This window comes from Pseudomonas sp. NBRC 111139, assembly GCF_001753955.1.
Classification (GTDB): Bacteria; Pseudomonadota; Gammaproteobacteria; order Pseudomonadales; family Pseudomonadaceae; genus Aquipseudomonas; species Aquipseudomonas alloputida.
Genome location: NZ_BCBP01000031.1, coordinates 85492 through 107296 on the forward strand (window position 1 = coordinate 85492; position 21805 = coordinate 107296).

The window sequence follows — 21805 nt, forward strand, 5'->3', positions numbered from 1 at the left end:
TCTTTTTAAACAGAAAAACCAAAGATCCCGATTGCCCAAATGTCTGCCTCGCGTTCCGAAAGTCGTCTGCAGCGGCTGTTGCCGGCCCCTCTCAACATCCCCCCAAAAGAATGGTTGCGTGCCGGAATCGGTGCGCTGCTTGGCCTTTTCCTCGCGGGCTGGCTGACCAGCATGGTCTATGGCCCCAGCATCGCCCTGCACTTGCTCGGCCCGCTGGCAGCCTCGGCGGTACTGGTGTTTGCGGTGCATTCCGGCCCCTTGGCCCAACCTTGGCCGGTGTTGGGCAGCTACGCCCTGGCGGGTGCAGTGGGGCTGGCCATGCGTGCAGGCTTCGGCGCCGAGCTGTGGGTGGCCGCTGCGGCGCTCGGCATCTCGATCCTGGTCATGTGCCTGTTGCGCTGCCTGCACCCGCCGGGTGGCGGTGTGGCAGTGAGCGCGGTGCTGGCCGACCCGGGGTTGACCGCCATGGGCGATCACCTGCTGGAGCCGGTGCTGCTCAATGCGCTGATCCTGGTGACAGTGGCAATCGCCTACAACCGTTTGACGGGTGTGCGCTACCCGAAAGGCACGGTGCCACGCAAAGACCTGCACCACACCCATGACCCGCTGCCCGGCGAGCGGGTCGGCATCCGCAGTGAAGACCTGGACCAGGCCCTGGAAGAGCTGGGCGAGTTCGTCGATGTCACCCGTGACGAGCTGGAGCGCATCATCCTCGCCACCGAGCAGCACGCCCTGCAGCGCAGCCTTGGCGGTATCACCGCGGCCTCGGTGATGTCCCGCGATGTGCAGTTCGTCACGCCTGATACCACGCTGGAGCAGGCCTGGAAAATGCTCGCCAGCCATCACCTGAAAACCCTGCCAGTCCTGCAGCACGGCAAGCTTGTAGGCATCGTCAGCCTCAGCGACCTGGTTGGCCCGGCGATGCAGCGTGGGCGTTTCAGCTGGCGCGGTCTGTTCGGCCGCCAGGCGGTGCGCATGGCGCAAGTGATGAGCAGGCGGGTTGTCAGTGTCAGCAGCCAGCACCCGTTGGAACGCCTGCTGCCCTTGTTGTGCGAACAAGGCCTGCACTGCTTGCCGGTGCTTGATGCCGACACGCTGGTGGGGGTGATCACCCAGACCGACCTGATCGCCGGCCTCAAGCGTCAGTTGCTCAGCAAGACCGAGGCTTCAGATAACCGGGTCCCAGCGTTGTGACCAGTCGCTGGCGCCGGCAGCTACCAGCCGACGCAGGATCGCGAAGGCCTGTTGCAGGGCTTCGCTGTCACGTTTACGCGGGTACACCAGAAAGGTCGGGTAGGTGAATTCCGGTGCCTGCGGTACCCGCTCGAACACGCCGCTGTCCAGATAGGCCTGCACCACCCGCGTGCGGAAGTAGCCACTGCCACCTTGGTCGAGTATGAACTGCAGGGCCAGCGGGCCAAGGTTGAAACTTAGCGCCGGGCGTGCGCAGTCGGGCAGGGCCGCATCATGCTGGCGGCGGAAGGCCTCGCCCCAGTCGATGTAGATGTACGGCTCGGGCCGCTCGACCCGGCGCACGCGAATCAGCTTCTCTTCCATCAACTGCTCCACCTGCAGGCCTGGACCGTAGGTCGGCTGGTAGACCAGCGCGGCGTCCAGCAAGCCCATCTCGACCTTGCGCAGCAGCGACTCTCCATCGCTCACCTCGCTGCGGATGGCATGGCTGGGCAATTCACGGTGCAGGGCACTTACCCAGTCGAGCATCATCGGGTTGCCCAGGCTCACCTCACCGCCCACATGCAGCACCTGCTGGCAACCTTCAGGCAACGGCAGGTCGCGGCGCGCGGCTTCCCAGGTTTGCACCAACTGGTTGGCATAACTGACGAACGCTTCGCCATCGCTGGTCAGGCTGGCGCCGCTGCGGCTACGCACGAACAACTGGCAACCCAATTGCTGTTCCAGGCGCTGCACGCGCGCGGTGATCGCGGTTTGTGACACGAACAGGCGTTCGGCCGCGGCGACCAGGCTGCCGCAACGCACTATTTCCAGGAAGGTACGGGCCTGATCGATGTCCATGGGCTGCTCGGTGTTTGAAGGGGTTGCCTATTCTAGAGGCTTTGCACCGTTATGGGGCGCTATTGCGTTGTCTGCAAATTTGCAGGTCGGTTGTGACTTTAGTCCCATGGCGGCGTGGGTATAGCGGTCCATACTCAAGTTTCGCCCTTCAATAACAACAAGTACCGGGTTTCTAACGACATGAGCTACCAGCACAGCTACGCCCATTCCATTTCCGACCCTGCCGCGTTCTGGGCGGAACAGGCCGCACACCTGGCCTGGCACCGCAAGCCTGCCTTGACCCTGCAAGACAACGCCGACGGTACCCACCGCTGGTTCGCTGACGGCCGCCTCAACAGCTGTTACCTGGCCCTCGATCACCAGATCGAGCAGGGCCGGGGCGAGCAGTTGGCGCTGATCTACGATTCGCCAGTGACCGGCGCGCAGCAGACCTACACCTACAACCAGTTGCGCGACGAGGTAGCACGCCTGGCCGGTTTGCTGCGCCAGCTGGGGGTGAACAAGGGCGATGGCGTGATCATCTACATGCCCATGGTGCCGCAAGCGGCCATGGCGATGCTGGCCTGCGCGCGGATCGGCGCGGTGCATTCGGTCGTGTTCGGTGGCTTTGCCGCCAACGAGTTGGCCCTGCGCATCGATGACGCCCGGCCCACCTTGTTGCTGACGGCATCGTGCGGGCTGGAGTTCGACCGGGTCATTGCCTACAAACCGCTGGTTGACCGTGCCCTGCAACTGGCCCGGCACCAGCCGCGCAATGTGCTGGTGCTGCAGCGGCCACAGGCGCACGCTGAACTGCTGCCAGGCCGCGACCTGGACTGGCAGGCGGCCTTGGCCGGCGCCGTGCCGGTGGCGCCCGTCGAGCTGGATGCCGGCGACCCGCTGTACATCATGTACACATCGGGCACCACCGGGAAACCCAAGGGTATCGTCCGGGAAAACGGCGGCAATGCCGTGGCGCTGTGTTACGCCATGCGCCATATCTATGGCATGCAGGCCGGCGATGTGTGGTGGGGTATTTCCGACGTCGGTTGGGTGGTCGGCCATTCACTGATCGTCTACGGGCCGTTGATGAGCGGCTGTACCACGGTGTTCTACGAAGGCAAGCCGATCCGCACCCCGGATGCTTCGGCCTATTGGCGGGTGGTGGAGCAGTACCAGGTCAACGCGCTGTTCTGTGCACCTACGGCCATGCGCGCCATTCGCAAGGAAGACCCGGAGGGCGAACTGATTCGCAACCATGACCTCAGCTCGCTGCGTCAACTGTTCCTGGCGGGGGAAAAGCTGGATTCCAGCACCCATGAATGGTTGGAGCGGGTGAGTGGCAAGCCGGTGCACGACCATTGGTGGCAGACCGAGACCGGCTGGCCGGTCACCGCGCCTTGCGTCGGGCTGGAGGGCAGCGCGGCGAAGCCAGGGTCGAGCAACCGCGCGGTGCCGGGTTACCACGTTCGCGTACTGGATGACGAAGGCCACTTGCTCGGGGCCAACCATCAGGGTTCGATCGTGATTGCACTGCCACTGCCCCCCGGCTGCAGCCAGACGCTGTGGGGGGATCACGAGCGCTACCTGCAGGCCTACCTGCGCACGTATCCGGGGTATTACCACACGGGCGATGGCGGCTATCTGGACGATGATGGCTTCGTCTACATCATGGGGCGCACCGATGATGTGATCAACGTTTCTGGTCATCGTTTGTCCACCGGTGAAATGGAGGACCTGGTCGCCCGGCACCCGGCGGTAGCGGAGTGTGCTGTGATCGGCGTGCATGACGAGATCAAGGGCCAGGTACCGTTGGCGCTGGTAGTACTCAAGGATGGCGAGGGCATTGCCGAGGCGCAGTTGCTGGTGGAGCTGGTGGGTAGCGTGCGCGAGGAAATTGGCCCGCTGGCCTGTTTCAATCGGGTACGGCTGGTGAAGCGCCTGCCCAAGACCCGTTCCGGCAAGATTCTGCGGGCGGTGCTGCGCAAGATTGCCGATGGGCAGGATTATGTGCCGCCTTCGACCCTGGATGACCCGGCAGTGCTGGGAGAGATCGAAGCGGTGCTGGCGGATTTGCCCAGGGCGGGTTGATGGTTTGACCTCGATGGCCCCTTCGCGGGCGGGACGCGCATCGGTGGTTCGGCAGAGGCCGTCGTAGGCGCGGGTTCACCCGCGAAAGGGCCGGCTCAGGCACTGCAGGCTCAGGGGGCAATCTGGTGCAGTTGCCCCAACCGGCTGCGGGTACGCATCAGGTCGGCCAGCGGGCCGCCCAGGCTCTCTTCCAGCGGACGTTTACCTATGACAATCACCCGCCGATCCTGGTCATACAGCACATCCACCAGGTTGACGAAGCGCTGCTGAGCCGCCAGCGAACACGCCGAGAGGTCATCCAGCCCATCGATCACCCACTCGTCATACTCCCTGGCCAGTACCAGGTAGTCGATGACCGCAGTGGCCTTCTCGCACAGATCGTCAAAGCCAAGCACCACCCGCCGGCCATCGATGGCCAGCGCTCGCAGCGGGCGCTTGTTCACGTCCAGTATCACCGGTTGTTCGTTCGGCACGTTCAGTGCCTGGCGCTGCGCCGCATTACCCGGCCAGACATAATGACCCTGGGTAAAACGCTGATGCTCGCGGTTGGCCGGCAAGCTGCGAAAATCAGTGTCGCCACCGACTTCGAGCACGTGCATCGAGCTGTTGATCAGGCGAATGACCGGCAGAAAACGTTCGTGATACAGCGGGTTGGGCAACAGCCCTTCGGGCGCGTAGTTAGAGGTCACCAGCAGGTACACGCCACGGGCGAACAAGGCGTTGAACAGCCGGGTGAGCAGCATGGCATCGCCTATGTCATGCACGTGGAATTCGTCGAAGCACAGCACCCGGCAACCACCCACCAGCTCGTCCAGCGTTGCGCCCAGCGCGTCGTCCAGCGCCCGGTGGCGGTGCATGCCCTGGTGCAGGCGTGCAAAGAAATCATGAAAATGCAGGCGCAGCTTGGCGGCTATCGGCACGGCCTGGAAAAAGCCATCGAGCAGCCAGCTTTTACCCCGGCCGACCGAGCCGTACAGGTACAGACTGCGCGGTTGACCTTGTTCAAGCTGCGTCAGTTGTTCGGCCATGCAGTGGATTACCCGCCGCTGACCGTCACTCAGCTGATAACCGCGGCTATGCGCCTTGTCCTCGAACCAGCCGAGCAGCTCGCTCTGTTGATTGGCGGTGCCGCGCAAGCGTTGGCCAAGCTGGCGCAGCGGGGTAGGGATCCAGGCAGACAAAAGCAACGCTCCTTGGGCGATGGCGGGGCAGCCTGCAGCTTGCCCGAGAGCGGCCATTTTGACTAATAGAGAAAGTGCCGGGCAATCATCACTTCTTGCGATAGGTCTGGCCGCCTCTTGTGCCTGTGCGGGCTATGACTTTCGCTCCAGCTGGCGCTCGATCATGTACTTCACCGCCAGGCGACGCTCCTTGAGGTGGCGCAGGTCTTCGTCGACGAAGTTACCGGCCGATATCGATTCGGCAGCCAGCACCTGGTTGTCGATGTCCACGTACTCGTCCAGCAGGCGATCCAGCGCCTTGTCCTGCTGGCGGCGCTGCTGGACGATTTCGCGCGGGTAGTGCAGGTCCTGGTAGAGGTCGTGAGAGACAGGCATGGGGTCCTCCTTGGTCAATGCGATGGGCTTACCTGATTGGAAGTGCGGAATGCGATTGTGTTGAAGCGAGGCGGGCGGAAACCGACGGACGGTCGCTGCACCAGCACCGAAATGACTAACTCGCTGTTTTTTGGCAATTTTTTTTATCAGGGGGGTTCACAGACCGAAAGTTTGTTGTTAAAGTGCCGCGCATTCCAAGACAACAACCCAGTTGTCACTCAGTTGGAATTGTCAGAGCAGCAAACGCTGCATCCGATACAGGGGCGTCGCCAAGCGGTAAGGCAGCAGGTTTTGATCCTGCCATGCGTTGGTTCGAATCCAGCCGCCCCTGCCATTTTTCAAGATTAAAACGTATTTAACCCGGTGCCAGGAAAGATGAGCACTGGGTTTTCGCGTTTTTGTGATTTTGCGCGCCTCCGCGCCTCCTGAGCGCGGGTACGTGCCGTACCGGGTTACCCGGAAATCCCCAGCATTTCGTTCAGCGCCCTGGCCAGTTCATCAGCCTGCACCGGCTTCTGGATCACCAGGCTGCCCGGCAGTTCCAGCCCCTGCAACTCCGCATAACCAGTCAGAAACACCACCGGCACGTGGGGGTACCGTTCGCGGGCAGCCAGCGCCAGTTGTGCACCATTGAACTCGGGCATGGCGAAATCAGTCAGCAGCAGGTCAATGTCGTCATCCAGCAATGCCAATGCCTGCTCGCCGCTGTGCGCCTGGCGCACCTGGTAGCCGTATTGGCGTAACACATCGCCAAGCATGTCGCGCACCAGGTGGTCGTCGTCCACCAGCAGCACCGTGCGGTTATGGCCGCTTTCGTTGATCGACTGACTGAGCACTGCTGCAACGGGTTCGTTCACCATCTCCTCTTTTACCGCCGGCAGGTATACCGCCACCTCGGTACCGCGACCGAGTGTGGTGTCGATGCGCACGCCGCCACCGGACTGCTTGGCAAAGCCGAACACCTGGGCCAGGCCCAGGCCCGAACCTTTGCCAATGTCCTTGGTGGTAAAGAAAGGCTCGAATACCTTGGCCAGCAAGTCTTCGCTCATGCCGCAACCGGTATCGCGGATGCTCAGCATCACGTACTCGCCCGGGTCCGGGTCTTCGGGGCGTTGCGGGCGCTGGTCGATATGGGTGTTACGCGTTGTCAGGGTCAGCTGACCGCCGTCGGGCATGGCATCGCGGGCATTGATCGCCAGGTTGAGGATGATCATCTCGGTCTGGGTGGGGTCGGTCAGTGCCTGCCACAGGGCCAGGTCCAGGTCCAGACGCACCGAAACGTTGCCACCCAGCGTGCGGCGCAGCAGCTCTTCCAAGCCGGCCAGGGTACGGTTGAGGTTCAGCGGCACCGGCTCCAGACGCTGGCGGCGGGAGAAGGCCAGCAACTGCGAGGTCAGCTTGGCACCACGCTCACCCGCTTCGCGGATATGGGTGAGGCGAGTGCGGGCCTTGTCCAGGTCGGCCTTGGCCAGATCGCGCTCCAGAAAGCTGGCACCGGTGAGTATCACCGTCAGCAGGTTATTGAAGTCATGCGCCACGCCAGCCGTCAGTTGCCCAACCGCCTCCAGCCGCTGCATCTGCTGCAGAGCGGCCTCGATGCGCTCGCGCTCGTTGATCTGTTCGCGCAGCCGGGCGTTGGCATCTGCCAGGCCCAGGGCGGCTTCGCGCTCGCTGGTGATGTCGCGTGCCACCACGTACAGCAGGGTGTCCTCCGGCACCACCACCCACGACAGCCAGCGCTGTTGGCCGCCGGCATGCAGGATGCGGCCGACAAAGCGTGCGCTGGTGCGGCCGTGGGAGAGGGCGGCCAGTTCGGTGAGTAACTGTTCCTGGTCGTGCTCAGGCAGCAGGTGCAGCAAGGAGGACTGGCTCAGGCGTTCGCGCGAGAAGCCCAGGCTGGCTTCCCAGGCGGGGTTCAGTGCGACCGGGGTCAGGTCTTTGTTCAGCACGGCCAGCAAGTCTTGCGACAGCTCCCAGGCACGATCGCGTTCGCGGGTACGGCGCTCAACCCGCTCGCCAAGCATCTCGTTCAGCTGACGCAGCGCCTGGGTGGCCTGGCGTTGCGTGTGGATGTCCTGCAGTACGCCTGAAAAGCGAACGCACTGATCATCGACGAACTGGCTCTGGCCGCTGCTCAGCAACCAGCGGGGCTCCAGGCCATTGGGTTGCGCGATCCGAAACTCCACGCGGTAATGACCGCCGCTTTCCGGGCGCATGGCATGTTCCACTGCCTCGCGCACCAGTGGCAGGTCATCGGGGTAGATGCCGGCGTAGAACACTTCAAGGCTCATTTCGGTGCTGGTGGGCACGCCGAACAAGGTCTTGCAGCGGTCATCCCACAGCAACAGGCCCTCTTGCGGGCGCAGGTCCCAGGTGCCCATGCCGGCGGCGTCGATGGCAATGCGAGCACGTGCTTCGACGTCCGCCAGGGCCTCTTCGGCGCGGCGACGGCGTTGGCGTTCCTGCACTTCGCTCAGGGCTCGGCGCACGGCTTTGGGCAGCAGTGGCAGGTTCTTCTTCAGCACATAGTCGGTCGCGCCCAGGCGGATCATTTCCACCGCGTGCTCTTCGCCATAAATGCCGGACAGGAATATGAACGGGATGTCGGGTGCCAGGCGTTGGGCGATGGCCAGCACTTCGGTGCCGGATGAGCCTGGTAGCACGCAGTCACACAAGATCAGGTCGTAGCGGGCCTGGCGCAAGGCATGTTCGACACCTGCATGGTCGAACACCAGCTGTGACTGAACATGCAGCCCGCTGCGCTCCAGGCGCATCAGGGTCAGCTCGGCGTCCATCGAGCTGTCTTCGACCATCAGTATTTTCAGCGGCGTTTGCTGCATCGTCGCGGCGGCCTCAGTTGCTACCGCGACGGTTCAGTCGCAGTGAGCCGGGTGGCGGTTCGTTTAGCACTGCCCAGAATACCCCGAGGTCGGAGATGGCGGTGACGAATTCCTTGAACTCCACGGGTTTGACCACATAAGCGTTTACCCCCAGCTCGTAGGCGCGCAGCAGGTCGGGCTCTTCGCGCGAAGAGGTCAGCATCACGGTGGGGATGCTGCGCAGTTCGGCAGTGGCGCGCACTTCCTTGAGCACTTCCAGGCCGTCGACCTTAGGCAGTTTCAGGTCGAGTAACAGCACGGCAGGGTTGCCGTCATCGCGCTCGGCATAGGCGTTGCGGCGCAGCAAGTAGTCGAGCGCATCGGCGCCGTCACGCAGCACGATGACTTCGTTGGCCAACTGGCTGCGCTCCAGGGCCAGCAGGGTCAGCTCCAGGTCTCGGGGATTGTCTTCGACCAGCAGAATGGGCTTGAGCATGATGGTAGCGGTGCCTCAGGTAGCAGTGTTTCGGGGTAGGGTGAAGTGAAAGCTGGCGCCCTGGTCGATCTGGCCAGTGGCCCAGACTCGACCGTCATGGCGCTCGATGATGCGGCGTACGCTCGCCAGGCCAATGCCGGTGCCTTCGAAATCTTCCATGCGGTGCAGGCGCTGGAAGACGCCGAACAGCTTGTTGGCGTAGGCCATGTCGAAGCCCACGCCATTGTCGCGGATGCAGACCTCGGTTTCGTCAGGGTGCTGTACGGCACTGATCTCGATGCGAGCAGGCGTACGGCCGCGAGTGTACTTGATGGCATTGGCTATCAGGTTGTGCAAGGCCATGTTGATGAATGCCGGGTCGCCGATCACCTTGGGCAGTGGGGCGATGTCCCAAACGATTGCGCGGCCTTCGTAATCGGGGGCCAGCTCGCTGCGAATGGCCTCGACCAGGGCGTTGAGGTCGACGTCGGACAGGCGCAAGGCCGAGCGGCCCATCTGCGAGAAGTTGAGCAGGTTGTCGACCAGGCTGCCGGCAAAGTGCGCCGCTTCACCGATATGCTGCAGGAAGCGCTTGCCGCGTTCGCTCAGGCCCTGGCCTTCGATTTCGCCAAGCAGTTCGGTATAGCCGGCGATGTGCCGCAGCGGGGCGCGCAGGTCGTGGGAAACACTGTAGGAAAACGCTTCGAGCTCCTTGTTGGAGCGGCGCAATTCGCCAGCCAATTGTGCCAGCTCTTCGGCCTTGCGCAGGACAATGCCCAGTACCGCGGTGCGCAGCTCCATCACGCCCTCGATCACCAGTGGGTCCCACGCCTGACAATAGCCGCGCAGTTCTTCCTGCCAGCGTTCAAAACTGTGCCGCGGGTCGAGGTTGCCCTGTGGCCCGACCTGCTTGGTCGGCTGGCCGGCCCAGTTGACCGTGCGTATCTGCTCGGGGCGGAACCACAGCAGGTAGTGCGAGTGGATCTGCGAGATGGCCACTGCCAGCACCCCGCCAGCATGGTTTGCCAGCTCGGGTAGCTCAGTGATGTCGCGGCGCAGGTTGTCGCTATGGAACACGCTGTCTTCGTCACGTTGGCCTAGCCAGTGCACCAGCGCCGTCACCTGGGCCTCAGGCGGAGTCTGGCCGATCAGGTCACAGCGCTCGGCCGAGATCACTGCCGCGCCCTGGGCGTCGGCGAAGGCCAGCAGCACGTGAGGCAGGTCGCGCAAGCCGTCACTGACGCTGTCGTGGTCGGCCATGGACGAGATCATGCGTACGATGTGTTGGCGCAGCGCCAACAGCTTGCGCGTGCTGGCATGGGACTCGCGGGACTCTATCTGCAACGACAGTACGCTGGCCAACAGCTCGCAGGCCGTGCGGGTGCGCAGGTCCACCGGGCGTGGCTGCTGATGGTGGCAGGAAATCAGCCCCCACAGCTCGCCGTCGACCACGATCGACAGCGACATCGAGGCCAGCGTGCCCATGTTGCGCATGTACTGCAGGTGCACGGGCGACACGCTACGCAGTACGGCGAAACTCATGTCCAGCGCCTTGCCGGTGCGCGGGTTGGTAGCGGGCAGCAGAGGCGAGGGTTGATAGTTGGCATCTTCGATCACGCGGATACGGTTGACCCGGTACAGCTCGCGCGCCTGGCGCGGGATGTCTGCAGCCGGGAAGCACAGGCCCGCGTAGCTGGGGTAGCCTGGGTCGGCCACTTCGGCCAGCACCTGGCCGTTGCCTTCGGCATCGAAACGGTAGGCCTTGACCCGCCCAAAGCCGGTGATGCGCTTGAACTGCAACACCGTTTGCTGCAGCAGGTCTTCAATACTGCTGGCCACTTGCAGACTGGCGACAAAGCTGCGCACCAACGGGTAATAGTCGCCTTGCCCGACCAGGTCTGCTGGCAGGCGGGGCGGTTCGAACTCGGCAATCAGTACCTGATCGTGGCAATGAACCAGCAAGTGCAGCAGGGCACTGATGGGGGCGCCCTGGTGCAAGCGCACGTCGCCAATGTGGAACGGGAAGACTTCATCTTCAGGAAGCCGTGTGAGGTGCGCGTGCAGGTCAAAGCCCTCGTGAACCAGGTCGGCGAAGCGGCAACCGATCAGTTCACGGGCTGGCAAGCCCAACCAGTGCTCGACATTTTCACTGGCCTGCAGCACGCACAGGTCGGTGGCATCCAGCACCAGCAGAAAGCCGTGAGGCTGGATGCTGCCCGGAACCTGGATCGGCTCCTGGGCACAGCGCTCCATGGCGTCTGCCAGTGAGTTGTCTGCAGTCATGATTGAAAAAGCTCCTGTCATGTCGTCCGTGTACGGCACAGGTGTCTGGCGCAGGACGAGTACGATTCACCCTAACAGAATCCCGGTGCATTTACCGGCTCTTGGCCATTGGAGGCACGGGTTGGCCACGGGTTCTGTGTGGTACAGGCTTTTTTTGATGCCACGGTATCGCTTTATCGCTAATACAAAAAAAATGGCGTTATGCCACATCGGCTGCGCCACCTCACTGCTACGCTCAGTTCAGGACGTTTCGATAAGGATAACAAGGTGACGGAGCGCATGCTGGCCGCGCTGTTCGGCCTGTTGTTCAGCGGCAGTACCGTGGCGGCGGATTTTCTCGTGGAAGTGCGGGTACTGGTGCAGCGTGGCTGCATGCTGGTCAACCAGACCCGCGATGCGGGGGCTCAGGCCCTGGGTCGTATCGACCTGGGGGCGACGGCGCGCCTGGATGGCCCTGGCGCGCCCTTGAGCGGTGTGCTGCTAAGCCAGCGCCCGCCGCGCCTGGAGTGCAACCCGGATACGCCCTATCAGGTGCGGGTCGACGGTGGCCAGCATGGGGGCGTCGGCGAACTGCGCTACCTGGCCAGCGACAATCGCCTGGCGCGGCCCATTCCTTATCGCTTGTACCGTGACGCTGCCTGGCGTGAGCCTCTGGCGGTGGGGGTGGCCCAGTCGGCGCGTGTGCCGGGCAGCGGTTCGGTGGAATTGCCGCTGTATGCACGTATCGACAAACTGGCCTGGGTGCCGGATGCAGGGGTTTATGCCGACCTGCTGAAAGTCACCGTCACCTGGTAGGGACGCCACCATGCACAAGGACGCCATGCCATGAGCCGCACTTCGATCCTGTTGCTCACCCTCGGCCCGCTGCTGGTCCCAGGCGGTGCGGTGCATGGCAGCACCACCGGTTTCATCCAGGCGCGGCTGGTGATCAGCGCGTCTTGCCAGATCAGCAGCAACGAGACGCAACCGGCCGTGCTGGGTGACCCAGGCGTACTGGACTTTGGCGAGCGCGGTCCGAACTGGGACCAGCCGTTGCGCAGCCAGGTGGACGAAGTGGGCGGCCAGGGTAGCCTGCAAATCAGTTGCACGCCTGAAGTGCGGGCCTTCAACGTGCGTATCAATGGCGGCCTCAATGGCGACGATGGCATTCGCCGCCTGAGCAACGGCCGTGAACTGATTCCTTATCAGCTGGCGGTCGACCCAGGCGGTAACAGCCGCTACGGCGTCGGCCAGGCGCGGGCCTTCACCATTCGCAGCAGCCAGCAAGTACCGATTCCCATCTACGGTGTGGTAGTGGCGCAACCGCGTGCGCTGCCGGCCGGGCTTTACCGCGACACCCTCAGAGTGACCCTGGACTGGTAACCACGCAAGGAGACTCCGATGCGAACGAACCTTTCATATTGCGTCCTCGCAGGCCTGGGCCTGGCGTTGGCTTCCCAGGCCCAGGCGGCCACGGTGACGGGCAGTATCAGCTCGACCCTGACGCTGACTGCGGCGTGCCAGGTCAATGGCACGTCGGGCACGTCGGGGCTTAACTTCGGTGCCTTGAACTTCGGTACCCAGGATGCCTTGTTCGTCACCGCCAATGCCCAGGTGCTGGGAGGCGGGGGGGGCGCCATGAGCATCCTGTGCTCGGCAGGTACGGTGCCCGTGATCAAAGTGCGTGCCGGCCTGCATGACGGCCAGTCGAGCGGCGGCACCCGTGCGCTCGCTGATGGTTCTGGCAACTTTGTACCGTACGACCTCTATACCGACGCGGGGCGTACGGCGTTGCTGGCTGTCGACGACACCATCACCCTGCCGACCAGTACCGGCGCCGCCCAGACCGTCAACCTTTACGGCAAGGCCGTCGGCAAGGCGGGCCTGCCCGCAGGGGTCTACAGCGACACGATCTCGGTCGAGCTGTCGTTCTGACCCATGCGCGGCTGGCTGGCAGGAGGCCTGACTGGCGTCAGCATGTTGTTGGCCGCCCCACTGGGGGCAGTGACCACCAGTACCTTCACGGTGACGGCGCAGGTTGTCGCCGGGTGCCTGGTGGTGGGGGGTGTCACCAGCTACGGCACGCTCGATTATGGCTCGCAGTCGGCGCTGTCCACGGGGCTGCTCAGCACATCGCTGGGTGGTTCTACCGTGACGTTCCAGTGCACGCCGGGCGTGGCCATGAGCATGAGCCTGGACGGCGGGCAAAACACTGCCAGTGGCACACGCAACCTGAAGCGCACCAGTGGCACGCAAGTGCTGGCCTACCAGCTGTACCGGGACGCCGCCTATAGCCAGGCCTTGGGAATCGGCCAGAGCGTGGCGGTGAGCTATTCCGACCCGACGGCGATCAAGCTTCCGGTGTACGGGCGGGTCCAGCTGACCGGCACACTGCCGGCAGGGACCTATACCGATGTGGTGCAAGTGACGGTGACCTGGTAACGGCCAGCGCCACCCCTGACAAGTGTCTAAGGAGAGCTGCATGCGGGCAGGCGCGAAGTGGACGCGTGGATTGACTGGATTGTTGTCGCTGGCAAGCCTGCCGGCCTGGGCGGCCACGTCGGTGCTGATCTGGCCGATCGACCCGGTGCTGGAGGCCGACCAGAAGGCCGGTGCGTTGTGGCTGGAAAACCGTGGCACTGCGCCGGCAAACCTGCAGGTGCGGGTATTCGCCTGGCGCCAGGGTGATTACCAGGAGCAGTTCCAGGCACAGCGCGAGATTATCGGCAGCCCGCCGGTCGCCAACATTGCGCCCGGGCAGAAGCAGTTGATCCGCCTGACCCGTACCGGCCCTTCACCCGCCGGCCAGGAGCAGGCCTACCGCATCATCATCGACGAGATTCCGCCCGCCATCCCGGTCGACAAGGCCGAGCCCGGTGCCACGGCGGCCATTCGTTTGCAGATGCGTTATTCGGTGCCGCTGTTCGTCTATGGCGAAGGGCTGTGGGGCAAGGCCGACCCTGAAGGCAAACGCAATGCCGAGGGCGTGGGCAAGCCACAGCTCAGTTGGCGCCCGGTGACGGTGCAGGGCAAGCCCTACATTGAACTGCGTAACACGGGCCCGGTACATGCGCGGCTGACCGATGTGGTCGTGCAGCAAGGCCCCCAGAGCAAGCCACTGGCTGAAGGCCTGCTGGGCTATGTACTGCCAGGGGCAAGCATGCGCTGGCCGGCTCCCGTGGCATCCGGCAACGTTAGCGTGCTGAAGGGCAGGGTCAATGGTCAACACTCGGCGGACGCCATCCGCCAAGGCCAATGAGCCAACGGCTGAATGAAGTGCAGGGGCCAAGGAGGACCCGGCAATGGTTGGAAACCGTGTGTGAAACGGCTCCCGGCGACGACGTGCCGCTGGTGCCTAGGGCTGGCCATGGTCAGCCCCGCGCTGGTGCTGGCCGACGACTTGCCCCCACCGCCCACGGAGATGTCCGCCATCGCCGAGGCCACCCTTTACCTCGACCTGGTGGTGAACCAGATGCCCAGGGTTGAACTGATACCGGTGCAGCAGCGGGCCGGGCGGTTGTACCTGGACAGCGACCTATTGCGTGCAGCCGGCGTTTCGCTGCCGGGCAACCCCCAGGGGGAGGTGGCCCTGGACAGCATCGCGGGGCTGCATACCGATTACGACAGTCAGAACCAGCGCCTGTTGCTGCAGGTACCGCCGGCCTGGTTGCCTGACCAGCAAGTGGGTGATCGCAACCTTTACCCGGCCAGCGATGCGCGCAGCAGTTTTGGCGCCTTGTTCAACTACGACCTGTATCTCAACGACACCGATGAAGGCGGCACCTACCTGGCCGCCTGGAACGAGCTGCGCCTGTTCGACAGCTGGGGTACCTTTTCCAGCACCGGGCAGTGGCGTCAGTCTTTCAATGGCGCACAGGCGGACGATACCCGCCGTGGCTTCATGCGTTACGACACCACCTGGCGCTTTACCGACGAGCAGCGCCTGCTGACCTACGAAGCCGGTGACTTCGTGACGGGTGCGTTGCCCTGGAGCGGTTCGGTGCGCGTGGGCGGGGTGCAGCTGTCACGCGACTTCGCGGTGCGTCCGGATCTTGTCACTTACCCGTTGCCTGCGTTCGCCGGTGAAGCGGCGGTCCCCACGTCGCTCGACCTGTTCATCAACGGTTTCAAGTCCAGCACCACCGAACTTCAGCCAGGCCCGTACACCCTGACCAACGTGCCGTTCATCAACGGGGCCGGGGAGGCGGTGGTGGTCACCACTGATGCCCTTGGCCGGCAGGTGTCGACCACCTTGCCGTTCTATGTCACCAGCAGCCTGCTGCAGAAGGGCCTGTCGGACTACTCGGTGGCCGCCGGCAGCCTGCGCCGGGATTACGGCGTACGCGATTTCAGCTATGGGCCGGGTATTGCCTCGGGCAGCCTGCGCTATGGGCTCAGTGACATGTTCACCCTGGAAACCCACGCCGAAACGGCGGAGTCGCTGATGCTCGGAGGGCTGGGTGGCAACATGCGCGTGGGCAATTTCGGCGTGCTCAACGCTGCCTTGGCGCAAAGCCGGTTCGAGGGCGACAAAGGCCACCAGGTCGCCCTTGGCTACCAGTACAACAGCCAGCGCATCGGCTTCGGTTACCAGCGCCTGCAACGCCATGGCGATTATGCCGACCTGAGCCGGGTGGGCTCCCCGGACATGCAACTGAGCAAAAGCAGCGAACAGGTTACCCTCAGTGTCAACCTGAACGCGTACGGCAGCATTGGCGCTGGCTACTTCGACGTGCGCGCCGGTGACGGAACGCGTACCCGGTTGATCAACCTGAGCTACAGCAAGCCGCTGTGGGGCAGCAGCAGTGTGTACCTGTCGGCCAACCGTGAAGTGGGTGACAGCCAGTGGGCGGTGCAGGCGCAGCTGGTGATCCCGTTCGACCTGCACGGCACCCTGGCGCTGAGCATGGAACGCAGCAATGAAGGCGAGACCCTGCAACGGGTCAACTACAGCCGCGCGGTGCCAGCGGGTGTCGGCGTCGGTTACAACCTGGGCTATGCCGCAGGCAGCGACCGTGATGCCTATCGCCAGGCCGACGTCACCTGGCGCCTGCAATCGGTACAATTGCAGGCCGGTGTGTATGGCAGCAGCGGCGAGATGACCCGCTGGGCCGACGCCAGTGGTTCTCTGGTGTGGATGGATGCCGGCGTGTTCGCCGCCAACCGTATCGATGATGCCTTCGTGGTGGTCAGCACCGCAGGTTACGCCGATGTACCGGTGCGTTATGAAAACCAGGAAATCGGCCGTACCGATGCCAAGGGGCACTTGCTGGTGCCTTACAGCAGCGGTTACTACCGGGGCAAGTACGAGATCGACCCCATGAACCTGCCACCGGATGTCCTCGCGCCGGACGTTGAGCAGCGTGTGGCGGTACGACGGGGCAGTGGCTACTTGCTGGAGTTCCCCCTCAAGCGCGTCATGGCGGCCAGTGTCGAATTGGTGGATGGCAACCAGCAGGTGCTCAAACTGGGTAGCCGTGTTACCCACGCAGAGAGTGGCACCCAGGCGGTGGTGGGGTGGGACGGGTTGGTGTACCTGGAGAACCTGTCGTCGCATAACCGCCTTCAGGTGGCGCTTGAAGGGGGTGGGCATTGCGAAGTGGCGTTCGACCTGCCTGACGCGCAAGGCTCGGTCCCTTTGATTGGTCCGTTGGTGTGCCGATGAATGCCTGGCGGCGGGGCCTGGTGGCGAGCGTGCTGCTGTTGCCGAGCAGTACGGCCTGGGCGCTTTGCTCGTCGGTGGCCACCTTGCCGGCAGCGTTTGGCAGCCTTAATTCGACGCAGGTTCGCAACACGGTACAGACGGCTTCCAGCCTCAACTCCGGGTTGCAGTGCACCGGTTCGCTGCTGACCTTGCTCAGCAGCGGTGATCATTTCTACGCCACGATCACGCCCGCTTCGGGCGGTCTGGTCGGCCCGACAGGCGATGTCATTCCCTACACGCTCTATGCCGACAACACCACCCGCTACCCGATTACCCGGGGTGTGGCCTACGACTTCGCCCGCAACGGCATCCTCGACTTGTTGGGGCTGCTCGGCGGTACCACGCCCAAGGCGGTGCCGATCTACATGCGCACCCAAATTGGCAGCAATGTCGCGGCCGGGTTGTATCAAGAGGCCCTGACCGTGGCCTGGAGCTGGGATTATTGTTCGGGTATTGGCGCGTTGGGGATATGCCTTGGGCGTGACATCGGCTCGGGTAGCCAGGTCTTGAACGTGAGCCTGACGGTGACCAACGATTGCCAGATCACCACCCCCGACATCAGCTTCGCCAGTGCGCCGGTGGTGGCGGGGTTCGGCACGGTGAGCCAGGGCATAAACGTGTCATGCACCAAGGGCAGCAGCTACACGGTAGGGCTGGGTGACGGGCAGAACGTGTCCGGAGGGCGGCGGCGGATGAAGTCTTCGGCCAACAACTACCTGGCCTATGACATTTTCAAAAGTGCCGGTACCGTGCGCTGGGGGGCGTCCGGGGCTGCCAGGCGTTCCAGTACGGACGCCGACATCAACCCCGGCGTGGGTACCGGCACGGGTAGCCAGGTGTTCAACTACAACGCCAAGGTCTATACCGATCAGGCGACACCGCCGGCTGCGACCTATACCGACAGTGTGATACTGGATGTGCAGTTCTGAACGGCGGTCTATACCCCCGAAGGAGCCGCCGCGTGTCGCGACGTGCTGCTCCTGCAGGGGCTGCGCAAGACGAGGTTCAGCGCAAATCGCCTACCATGCTGGCCAAGGTCTCCAGCACCGCCCCGGCCAGTGCCTTCGAGCGCGCCCCCGACCACCCGGTGACTGCATCGGGCGCGTCGTCATGGTCCTTGAACGGCATCTCCAGCGTCAGTGACAGGCAGTCATGGGCCATGCCCACCGCGTTGCAGGCCAGCGTCGTGTTCGCCTGTCCGGGTTCGTCACGGGTATAGCCATGCACCGTCTGGAAGTCGCGAGTCAGGCTGCACAAGGTGGTACGGAACTGCTCTTCGAGCTTGGCCAGCCGAGGGGTGTAACCGGGGTTGCCCTCGCATGCGGCCGTGAACACGTGCGGGATCTCTTCGTCACCGTGCACGTCGATGAAGGCATCCACACCGTACTGCTTCATCTGCGCCTGTGCAAAGAACACTTCCGGGCTGAATTCGACGCTGGCGTCCTGCCAGGCGCGGTTGAGGTCCTTGCCTTTGAAGTTGGTGCGCAGGTGGCCGAGGAAGGCGCCGTCGGGGTTCATGTTGGGGATCAGGTAAAGGTCGGCCTTGGCGAGCAATTGCTGGACCACTGCGTCGTTGGCCTGCAGGCGGTCGATCACGCCTTCCATGAACCATTCGGCCATGTGCTCGCCCGGGTGCTGCTGGGCAATCAGCCACAGCTTGCGCTTGCCTTCGGCACCGTCGCCTGCCCGCAGCAGCGGGATATCGCGGCCCTGGATACTGCGGCCGCTGGCCAGCAACTCGACCCCCGGGAGTTGGCGGGCGCGTTCGATCAGTTGGTTGTGGCGGGCACGCGGGTAGGGCTCGAAATAGGCGAACCAGATCTGGTCCTGTTCAGCCTTGACCTCGAACGATAGCGCCGTACCGTCGAACTGGCTGGGCACGCGGAACCAGCGCTGCTGGTCATAGCTGGCCACAGCGTTGTAGCCGCTCCACGCGTTCTTGTACGAGGAGCCAGAAGCGTTGTCCAGGCTGAAGCGATGGACCTGCCCCGGTGTGAGCCCGCTGACCTTGAAGTGGAACCACTGGTAGTGGCCGCTGTGGGTGTCCGGGCGAATGGCCAGGTGTACCTGGGCGGGGTTACTGGCATCCAGTACCTGTATGTTGCCGGAGTCGAAATCGCAGTCGATCTGCAGGGGGGACAGCGTCACGGTCATGTGCCGGGCTCCTTTGCGGGCATTGTTGTAGGGGTACTGTATACGGCTTGGCGGGGATGCTGTGCAAGAACAGGCAGGGCGAGCCGTCAGCGGACAGCCCGTATGCGGCGGGCCAGTGCCGGCAAATGCGTGGACTTCAGGTTATCTGAAGAACTGGCTGGGCGTGGTACCGAACTGGCGTTTGAACATGCTGGCGAAGGCACTTGGGCTGTCATAGCCCAAGGCCCCCGCCACATCGATGATTCGCTCGCCCAGGGCAATTCGCTCCAGTGCCTGCATCAGCCGCGCCTGCTGACGCCACTGGCCGAAGGTCATGCCGGTTTCCTTGCGGAACAACCGCTGGATGGTCTTTTCGTCCACCCCCAGGCGCAGGCCCCAGTCGGCAACGGTGGCGTTATCCTCGGGTCGTTCATGTAATGCCGTGCAGATCACCCGCAGGCGCTGGTCGCTGGGCTGCGACAGCTTCAGCGGCAAGGTCGGCAGTACGCAGATTTCGTCGAGGATCAGGCGCATGACCCGGGCTTCGCGCGAGTCCTCGGCAAACGGTGCGGTGAACCCCACCGAGGCCTTGATCAGTTCGCTGAGCAAGGGCGAGATGCTGATGGCCTTGCTCTGCAGGGGCAGGCCGGTTGCCGCGTCGATGCGCACGAACACACTGCGCATCTTCACGTCGCCGACACAGCGAATGGCGTGCACCTGGCCGCAAGGCATCCACACACCGCGGCTGGGTGGCACTGTCCAGCATTCGTTCCCGGACTCGACGATCATCAGGCCTTTGATGGCATAGATCAGTTGATGCTTGGTATGGCTATGGGGCTCGATGAACCAGTCGCTTGGGTAGTCTGTCGCACGGCTACCCACTTCCCAGGTCCACTCATCGACCTCCACCAGCAATTCACGCTGCGGCTTTACCATCGTGACCTCGTATCGAAGCAGCCTGGCAGCGCCACTTTAGCAGCAACGGCCAGGGCGGGCCCGCGAGCGGGTGGCCGGTAGCAAGGCGGTGGCCAACCCGAGCAGCGGCAGGAACGCGATGGCTTGGTACACCCATTCGATGCCATGCCGGTCGGCCAGTGTGCCCAGGCCGGCTGCACCCACGCCGCTGATGCCGAACATCAGCCCGAACATCACCCCCGAAACCATGCCGACCCGGCCTGGCACCGCCTCCTGGGCATACACCACCAGGGCAGCGAATGCCGAGGACATCACCAGGCCGATGGCCACCGCCAGTACGGCTGTCCAGGCGAGGTTGGCATGGGGCAGGGCCAGGGCGAAGGGCGCCACGCCGAGGAACGAGACCCAGATCACGGCCTTGCGCCCGATGCGATCACCCACCGGGCCACCGGCAAAGGTGCCCAGCGCAACGGCTGCGAGGAACACGAACAGGTACAGCTGGCTGTGCTGCACACTCAGGCCGAAATGCTCGATCAGGTAGAAGGTGAAGAAGTTGGTGAACGAAGCGATGTAGACGAACTTGGCGAACATCAGCACGGCGATCACCACCACAGCGCGCCACATGGCACCCCGCGACAGGCCGGGGGCCTGTTGGCCCGCGAAGCTCTTGAGCCGGGCCTGGCCGTGGCGCACGCTCCAGCCCGTCACCCGCAGCAGCACCAGAACGGCCAGCGCAGCGGCCAGCATGAACCAGGCAATGGCCGGTTGGCCGTGCGGAATGATGATGGCAGCGGTGAGCAGTGGGCCGAGGGCCGAGCCGGTATTACCGCCGACCTGGAAGGTTGATTGCGCGGTCCCGAAGCGCCCGCCGGAAGCCATCCTGGCGACCCGCGAGGCCTCTGGGTGAAAGGTGGCCGAACCCACGCCGACCACGGCGGCGGCCACCAGCAGCATTTCATAGCTGCCGGCAAAGGCGAGCAGGGCGATGCCCACCAGCGTCACCACCATGCCGGCAGGCAGCAGGTAGGGTTGTGGGTGCTTGTCGGTGAACATGCCGACCCAAGGTTGCAGCAGGGAAGCGGTCACCTGATACACCAAGGCGATCCAGCCGATCTGGGCGAAGCTCAGCGCGAAATCGCTTTTCAGCATGGGGTAGATCGACGGCAGTACGGCTTGAATCAGGTCGTTGAGCAGGTGGGCGAATGCAGCAGCACCGACGATGCGCACGACAAAGCCCTGAGGCTGGTCGGCAGGCGTGGCGGCGGCTACGGAGGCGGCGGAAGTTGTCATGGGCAAGGTTCTTCTATGGCAAGGGAGCAAGGCATTGCCGCAGCAGGTTATCCAGTGCCGAGGTTGCCTGTCTCACGCCGAACGGGCAGCCAATGTCGCGTTTCGGGCATCCGTGCCCACAGCCTGACAAGCGCACGCAATCGCCCGGCATTTCATCATTGCAGTGAGGAACGGCGCGTCGCAGGCGTCAGGTGCGGCCCGTGTGCAGAAGCGGCCTTGTATCGCGGTGGGCCGCTCCTGCAGGTGGTTGCCTTCAGGCCATATCGGCTGCGGTCTTGCCGGCGACCTTGTGGCGGCCGCCCACCCATACCAGCAACAGCCCCGCAGCCGCCAGCACACCTCCGGCCATTGGCACGGCGGCGTAGCCCAGGTTCAGGCTGATAACCGCACCACCCAGCGCCGCGCCCACGGCGTTACCCAGGTTGAACGCACCCACGTTGATCGACGATGCCAGGCCTGGCGCCTCGATGGCGGCAGTCATGACGCGCATTTGCAGCGGCGGTACCACGGCGAAGGTGAACATGCCCCAGACCAGCAGGGCGATGGC

At 63.8% G+C, this 21805-nt stretch carries 18 protein-coding genes, 1 tRNA gene and 1 pseudogene; 10 read left to right on the forward strand and 10 right to left on the reverse strand.

Annotated features, from left to right (window positions below):
* Positions 1–39: 39 nt before the first annotated feature.
* Entirely contained in the window at positions 40–1194 is a 1155-nt protein-coding gene (locus BJQ17_RS12330) for an HPP family protein (RefSeq protein ID WP_070096127.1), read from the forward strand.
* Here BJQ17_RS12330 and BJQ17_RS12335 read toward each other — a convergent pair.
* Positions 1168–2034: a LysR family transcriptional regulator gene (locus tag BJQ17_RS12335; protein ID WP_004573884.1), complete on the reverse strand. Its 867-nt coding sequence runs from the start codon at positions 2032–2034 to the stop codon at positions 1168–1170. The two genes, BJQ17_RS12330 and BJQ17_RS12335, sit on opposite strands and share 27 nt — an antisense overlap.
* Positions 2035–2214: 180 nt before the next feature.
* Between BJQ17_RS12335 and BJQ17_RS12340 the strand changes: the two genes are divergently transcribed.
* A complete protein-coding gene (locus tag BJQ17_RS12340) occupies positions 2215–4104 on the forward strand; it encodes a propionyl-CoA synthetase (RefSeq protein ID WP_070096128.1) in 1890 nt (629 codons plus the stop codon).
* 110 nt (positions 4105–4214) lie between these two features.
* Here BJQ17_RS12340 and zapE read toward each other — a convergent pair whose 3' ends face one another.
* Together zapE and BJQ17_RS12350 are read right to left on the reverse strand one after the other, a co-directional pair.
* The gene (gene zapE, locus BJQ17_RS12345; protein WP_070096129.1) at positions 4215–5285 is read right to left on the reverse strand and encodes a cell division protein ZapE; all 1071 of its coding nucleotides are present in this window, start codon (positions 5283–5285) and stop codon (positions 4215–4217) included.
* Between the two features lie 132 nt (positions 5286–5417).
* Entirely contained in the window at positions 5418–5660 is a 243-nt protein-coding gene (locus BJQ17_RS12350) for a hypothetical protein (protein ID WP_003250356.1), read from the reverse strand.
* A gap of 259 nt (positions 5661–5919) precedes the next feature.
* Here BJQ17_RS12350 and BJQ17_RS12355 point away from each other — a divergent pair.
* Positions 5920–5994 (forward strand) — tRNA-Gln (locus BJQ17_RS12355).
* Between the two features lie 118 nt (positions 5995–6112).
* Here the strand turns inward: BJQ17_RS12355 and BJQ17_RS12360 are convergent.
* The 3 genes from BJQ17_RS12360 to BJQ17_RS12370 are packed head-to-tail and all read right to left on the reverse strand — an operon-like array spanning position 6113 to position 11237.
* Complete coding sequence (locus tag BJQ17_RS12360) at positions 6113–8500, reverse strand: response regulator (RefSeq protein WP_070096130.1); 2388 nt, start codon at positions 8498–8500, stop codon at positions 6113–6115.
* 13 nt (positions 8501–8513) lie between these two features.
* Positions 8514–8975 carry a response regulator gene (locus BJQ17_RS12365; RefSeq protein ID WP_003250360.1) on the reverse strand — a complete coding sequence of 154 codons (462 nt, stop codon included), beginning with the start codon at positions 8973–8975 and terminating at the stop codon, positions 8514–8516.
* A gap of 15 nt (positions 8976–8990) precedes the next feature.
* Positions 8991–11237, reverse strand: a complete 2247-nt coding sequence (locus BJQ17_RS12370; RefSeq protein ID WP_004575754.1) for an ATP-binding protein — start codon at positions 11235–11237, stop codon at positions 8991–8993.
* Between the two features lie 267 nt (positions 11238–11504).
* Here BJQ17_RS12370 and BJQ17_RS12375 point away from each other — a divergent pair, with 267 nt between their 5' ends.
* From BJQ17_RS12375 to BJQ17_RS12405, 7 genes are all read left to right on the forward strand, one after another.
* Positions 11505–12032, forward strand: coding sequence for a spore coat U domain-containing protein (locus tag BJQ17_RS12375; RefSeq protein WP_019752031.1), 528 nt, complete (start codon positions 11505–11507; stop codon positions 12030–12032).
* A 30-nt stretch (positions 12033–12062) separates the two neighbouring features.
* Positions 12063–12599 carry a spore coat U domain-containing protein gene (locus BJQ17_RS12380; RefSeq protein WP_012052961.1) on the forward strand — a complete coding sequence of 179 codons (537 nt, stop codon included), beginning with the start codon at positions 12063–12065 and terminating at the stop codon, positions 12597–12599.
* Positions 12600–12617: 18 nt separating this feature from the next.
* Positions 12618–13151 carry a spore coat U domain-containing protein gene (locus BJQ17_RS12385; RefSeq protein ID WP_003250368.1) on the forward strand — a complete coding sequence of 178 codons (534 nt, stop codon included), beginning with the start codon at positions 12618–12620 and terminating at the stop codon, positions 13149–13151.
* Between the two features lie 3 nt (positions 13152–13154).
* Complete coding sequence (locus tag BJQ17_RS12390; protein ID WP_054888666.1) at positions 13155–13658, forward strand: spore coat U domain-containing protein; 504 nt, start codon at positions 13155–13157, stop codon at positions 13656–13658.
* Positions 13659–13698: 40 nt separating this feature from the next.
* Positions 13699–14475 (forward strand): molecular chaperone, encoded by a 777-nt coding sequence (locus BJQ17_RS12395; RefSeq protein ID WP_014861818.1) that lies wholly within the window; start codon positions 13699–13701, stop codon positions 14473–14475.
* Positions 14476–14583: 108 nt separating this feature from the next.
* On the forward strand, positions 14584–16881 hold the full coding sequence (locus tag BJQ17_RS12400) for a fimbria/pilus outer membrane usher protein (RefSeq protein WP_070096131.1): 2298 nt from the start codon (positions 14584–14586) through the stop codon (positions 16879–16881).
* A complete protein-coding gene (locus BJQ17_RS12405; RefSeq protein ID WP_003250377.1) occupies positions 16878–17849 on the forward strand; it encodes a spore coat U domain-containing protein in 972 nt (323 codons plus the stop codon). The genes BJQ17_RS12400 and BJQ17_RS12405 overlap by 4 nt, the downstream gene beginning before the upstream one ends.
* Before the next feature lie 76 nt (positions 17850–17925).
* On the opposite strand, the gene BJQ17_RS12410 is transcribed toward BJQ17_RS12405, so the two are convergent.
* The 4 genes and pseudogenes from BJQ17_RS12410 to BJQ17_RS12425 all read right to left on the reverse strand — a co-directional run.
* Positions 17926–19074, reverse strand: coding sequence for a M14-type cytosolic carboxypeptidase (locus BJQ17_RS12410; RefSeq protein ID WP_004575752.1), 1149 nt, complete (start codon positions 19072–19074; stop codon positions 17926–17928).
* Between the two features lie 141 nt (positions 19075–19215).
* Positions 19216–19989: a helix-turn-helix domain-containing protein gene (locus BJQ17_RS12415; RefSeq protein WP_070096132.1), complete on the reverse strand. Its 774-nt coding sequence runs from the start codon at positions 19987–19989 to the stop codon at positions 19216–19218.
* A gap of 36 nt (positions 19990–20025) precedes the next feature.
* Positions 20026–21258, reverse strand: a complete 1233-nt coding sequence (locus tag BJQ17_RS12420) for an MFS transporter (RefSeq protein ID WP_003250383.1) — start codon at positions 21256–21258, stop codon at positions 20026–20028.
* A gap of 253 nt (positions 21259–21511) precedes the next feature.
* Positions 21512–21805 (reverse strand): annotated as a pseudogene (locus tag BJQ17_RS12425) (MFS transporter); the annotation flags it as partial.

What these genes read in the sequence shown, in the direction of transcription:
- BJQ17_RS12330 (WP_070096127.1), top strand. Translation starts at nt 40, where the DNA reads ATGTCTGCCTCGCGTTCCGAAAGTCGTCTGCAGCGGCTGTTGCCGGCC.
- BJQ17_RS12335 (WP_004573884.1), bottom strand. Translation starts at nt 2,034, where the DNA reads ATGGACATCGATCAGGCCCGTACCTTCCTGGAAATAGTGCGTTGCGGC.
- BJQ17_RS12340 (WP_070096128.1), top strand. Translation starts at nt 2,215, where the DNA reads ATGAGCTACCAGCACAGCTACGCCCATTCCATTTCCGACCCTGCCGCG.
- BJQ17_RS12350 (WP_003250356.1), bottom strand. Translation starts at nt 5,660, where the DNA reads ATGCCTGTCTCTCACGACCTCTACCAGGACCTGCACTACCCGCGCGAA.
- BJQ17_RS12360 (WP_070096130.1), bottom strand. Translation starts at nt 8,500, where the DNA reads ATGCAGCAAACGCCGCTGAAAATACTGATGGTCGAAGACAGCTCGATG.
- BJQ17_RS12365 (WP_003250360.1), bottom strand. Translation starts at nt 8,975, where the DNA reads ATGCTCAAGCCCATTCTGCTGGTCGAAGACAATCCCCGAGACCTGGAG.
- BJQ17_RS12370 (WP_004575754.1), bottom strand. Translation starts at nt 11,237, where the DNA reads ATGACTGCAGACAACTCACTGGCAGACGCCATGGAGCGCTGTGCCCAG.
- BJQ17_RS12380 (WP_012052961.1), top strand. Translation starts at nt 12,063, where the DNA reads ATGAGCCGCACTTCGATCCTGTTGCTCACCCTCGGCCCGCTGCTGGTC.
- BJQ17_RS12385 (WP_003250368.1), top strand. Translation starts at nt 12,618, where the DNA reads ATGCGAACGAACCTTTCATATTGCGTCCTCGCAGGCCTGGGCCTGGCG.
- BJQ17_RS12390 (WP_054888666.1), top strand. Translation starts at nt 13,155, where the DNA reads ATGCGCGGCTGGCTGGCAGGAGGCCTGACTGGCGTCAGCATGTTGTTG.
- BJQ17_RS12395 (WP_014861818.1), top strand. Translation starts at nt 13,699, where the DNA reads ATGCGGGCAGGCGCGAAGTGGACGCGTGGATTGACTGGATTGTTGTCG.
- BJQ17_RS12400 (WP_070096131.1), top strand. Translation starts at nt 14,584, where the DNA reads ATGGTCAGCCCCGCGCTGGTGCTGGCCGACGACTTGCCCCCACCGCCC.
- BJQ17_RS12405 (WP_003250377.1), top strand. Translation starts at nt 16,878, where the DNA reads ATGAATGCCTGGCGGCGGGGCCTGGTGGCGAGCGTGCTGCTGTTGCCG.
- BJQ17_RS12410 (WP_004575752.1), bottom strand. Translation starts at nt 19,074, where the DNA reads ATGACCGTGACGCTGTCCCCCCTGCAGATCGACTGCGATTTCGACTCC.
- BJQ17_RS12415 (WP_070096132.1), bottom strand. Translation starts at nt 19,989, where the DNA reads ATGGTAAAGCCGCAGCGTGAATTGCTGGTGGAGGTCGATGAGTGGACC.
- BJQ17_RS12420 (WP_003250383.1), bottom strand. Translation starts at nt 21,258, where the DNA reads ATGACAACTTCCGCCGCCTCCGTAGCCGCCGCCACGCCTGCCGACCAG.